The sequence below is a fragment of the Silvanigrella sp. genome (genome assembly GCF_044369315.1).
Taxonomy (GTDB): Bacteria; Bdellovibrionota_B; Oligoflexia; order Silvanigrellales; family Silvanigrellaceae; genus Silvanigrella.
This window is the reverse complement of sequence record NZ_JBIPMD010000293.1, coordinates 1-3,482: the sequence shown is the minus strand read 5'-3', so window position 1 is coordinate 3,482 and position 3,482 is coordinate 1. Positions and strand designations below refer to the sequence as shown.

Annotated in this window: 4 protein-coding genes; 1 reads left to right on the top strand and 3 read right to left on the bottom strand. The window is 22.1% G+C overall.

Features of this window, described 5'->3' with window-relative positions:
- The 3 genes from ACIQ56_RS15695 to ACIQ56_RS15685 all read right to left on the bottom strand — a co-directional run.
- On the bottom strand, positions 1-786 hold a 786-nt coding region (locus tag ACIQ56_RS15695; RefSeq protein ID WP_397601983.1), incomplete at its 3' end, for a hypothetical protein.
- A 68-nt stretch (positions 787-854) separates the two neighbouring features.
- Positions 855-1,190: a hypothetical protein gene (locus ACIQ56_RS15690; RefSeq protein WP_397601982.1), complete on the bottom strand. Its 336-nt coding sequence runs from the start codon at positions 1,188-1,190 to the stop codon at positions 855-857.
- Positions 1,191-1,260: 70 nt separating this feature from the next.
- Positions 1,261-2,427 (bottom strand): hypothetical protein, encoded by a 1,167-nt coding sequence (locus ACIQ56_RS15685; RefSeq protein WP_397601981.1) that lies wholly within the window; start codon positions 2,425-2,427, stop codon positions 1,261-1,263.
- A gap of 594 nt (positions 2,428-3,021) precedes the next feature.
- Between ACIQ56_RS15685 and ACIQ56_RS15680 the strand changes: the two genes are divergently transcribed.
- Positions 3,022-3,372, top strand: coding sequence for a hypothetical protein (locus ACIQ56_RS15680; RefSeq protein WP_397601980.1), 351 nt, complete (start codon positions 3,022-3,024; stop codon positions 3,370-3,372).
- The last annotated feature ends 110 nt before the right edge of the window (positions 3,373-3,482 follow it).

Genomic DNA, 3,482 nt, shown 5'->3' with positions numbered 1-3,482 from the left:
AAAAAAAGTTAAAAACTTTGTAAGCTTATCTTTATATGGAGAATCTAGATGAGCATCCCACCATATTGGCAAATTCGTTAATAAATAAATACTAAAGTTTATTTTTGAGCCCCATTGATAAATATGATAAAGAGCATCAATTCCAAACTGAGTCATAACTCTACTCATAGTATTTAGTCTATAATGACTATGAATATCATTTTCTATATTGACTAAGTAAATGCAAAAATCCCAATAATTTCTTATTTTATTTTCCTTATTTTCTAAATTAATTTTTAGCGTTATAAGACTGAAAATAAAATCATGTCCATACCCTTTTTTTACAAAATATGTTCGTGATAAAGAATTAATAAGAGCTTTCGAATTTACAAAACTAGTAAAATCAGTTATTATTTCTGTTAAATTTTTTTGAATTTCTTGAGTTCCTTGCATGAATTTTTCTCTGCTATTATTGTCATAGTATTGCCCAATTTGCAAATCTAAAAAGGAAGCTTCAGTAGAAATAGTAGGATAAAAATTTGAAAGTATTGCATTATAATCTTTAAATAAAATACCAATTTCGGGATTTTTAATTTTTGAATCAATTTTTAATACATTTGTTTTTATTTTTTCACTAAATTTATGGATTTCTTTTGAATTAAAATTCGCACCATAAACTGAAAATTCTTTGATATTTAAATTATAAATTGAATCAAGAAAAATAAGATATTTAATTAAAAAATAGAAATCATGATCATCTTTAGAAAATGAAACGCACTGCTCTACAAATCTATTCGAATGAGACACCGAACTACAAGAATGCAAAATTAGAAGTAAATTATAAAGCTCTAATACAAATGAGTCAATAAATATTTTCAAATCATTATTTTTATTAATTTTATTACACTTAATATTTTTAATGAATTTAAAAAATATTCTGAATTAAATTGATTTTTGTCAAACATCACTTCAAGTATTTTATCAAAATAATTTACAAATAAATTACTATTATCTTTATCATTATTATAAAAAACACAAAATGAAAATATTTTATAAGAATTCTCAAATATTTCATATTTTTTTTCATATTTTCCATCTTCTAATAAATTATTATTCATATTTATAGAAATATCATTAGAATTTTTTGAATCATAAACTTTAATAATAATTTGTCTTTTTGATAAAGAGGTCGAGAATTTATATTCTACCAATCTACACCTTCCTTCTTATTATTAAAAATATTCTAAATTATAATAATATTTTATAAAAAAATGTTAATAATTATTTAGAGTCATTAATCGCACTCACTGTAGCATTTAATACTTTCCCAGATAATAATGAAATTGGTCTGGAAATAAATTCGGGTGTAACCCACTTAAAAAATTCCAATAATTTTGGAGGAATTTCAACTAAAGTATTTTCAGGATTTAACATTATAATTCTTTTTGTAACTTCAAACATAAAATCATTCATTGATTTACTTTTTAAAATATTTTCTAAAGGCAAATATTCATTATGTGTTAAAAACCAATTTTTATTTATTTCAACCTCTAGTATTTCTCTCTTAATATGAACAAATGATTTTAAAAATATTTTATAAAATTGGTTTTTAGAACTATAGTCTAAATCAAGATCGTTTATATAATTATTTAAAAATTTGAAATATAATATTAAAAAAAGGTCTCCTTTAAAATATTCTAATTTATTTTGGTTCGTTATAGATTGTTTTTTATTCATAAGAAATACGTTGGATATCTTGCTAGCAAAAGAAAAACATTTACTTGATAAAGAAAAATCAGTCAATTTAATGTAACGATAAAAATCGACAAAACCATCAAATATAATATTAATAATTAAATTTTCTTTTTCAGATGTAATTATTTTATTTTCTAATAAATATTGATCCAAAGGTTTATAACATGCAGATAAAAAAGAAGGAACTAAAATTATTTCTTTATAATAAGTAATATTTTCTATTTCTTTTCTCAATTTTTCATCAATAATTTTACTATTGTTTTGATCTTCTGTTATATTATTTAATATTTTAATCATATTTTCTATATGATTCAACATTTCTCTTAGCTTTTTCTTTCTACGATCAATTGCTGAAATACTACATATAGAACGGTCATTTATTAATTGATTATTAGATAAAAACGTTTCATTGTAAAATTTTTCTTTTAAATTTTTACATTTATCTGTTAAATTTGAAAAAATTAAATAAAAATCTGATGAGTTAGATATATCTAGTAATGAACGTGTTATACAAAAATTAAAGTCTGGTATTTTGTTAAGAGAATTATTATTAGCTGAAATTTCTAAAGATTGAATTTTTTTTAACTTTCGTGGAAGGGATGAAAAATAAAGTCGAAACATTTGATCGTTTAAACTAATTGATAAAGTGTATTTTGTTGTTGAATTTTTCTTTACTAGAATATATTCACCCATTTAAATTAATATCCTTCCATCAATTCCAAAAAAATAAATTGTTTATTTTTGCAAGTAAATTTTGACTTTTCTGATAAATATTTTAATATTTATCAGAAAAATGTAATAAATTAAAAGATAAAGCATTATATATATAAATTAAATAATTTAATTATACAAACTATTTTTATATAAATTAAAAAATAAAATAATTCGTGTAATAGTATTAAAAATATGAGACATTAACTAATTATAATTAAAATTATTATATTAATATTTATAAAAAACAAAATTATCATTTAAATTTATTAATTAATATTATTTATGTAACAATTAATTCCTAATTTTAAATTCATTAAAATGATTTAATTTGCTCGTAACCCCTATTTAATATTGACACTTTTCACAATAGAAAGGGGTACTGTAGTTTTATTTAAAAGCTCTAGGATATAAATGGCTTAGATGACGTAACAGGCATGAAAGCTTAACCGCCAAAAAACAAGGTAACGCAAATTTGTACGATTTTTTGGGTTTTGAAGGAAAATTGTGGTATATTTGTTGAATTACAGCTTTTCTGTCGAAGTACCCTAAATCTTTTTTTAAAGGAAATTTCTAATGCGGAAGTATTTAAAAATTAAAAAAATAATATTTCTTTTAAGCATATTATTACCAAATACAACTCAAGCATCTAAAATTGAAAATGTTAAAGTATATACTACTGATCGAATTATTCCGCTTGTTTCTATAACAAATAATCAGCTTTCAGGAGTGAGTGGTGAATTTCTTGTTCAATCGACAAAAGACATTATCAATCATTTAGAAATTGTAATATTACCATGGGCAAGAGCTCAAATTGACGTGCAAAATGAAAAAAATGCGATTATTATCCCTCTGACTAGAACTTTGCCGAGAGAAAAAAACTATAAATGGATTGCAAAAGTATTTGACGACGTGTCCTCCCAATAAGTGATTTTTACAAAGCATAAATCCAGAATTAAATCTCCTTTTGAGGAGGAGATTTAAATGGAGATGGAAAATAGACTTTTAAAATTGTCAGAGCAAGTTGCTTTTGAAAG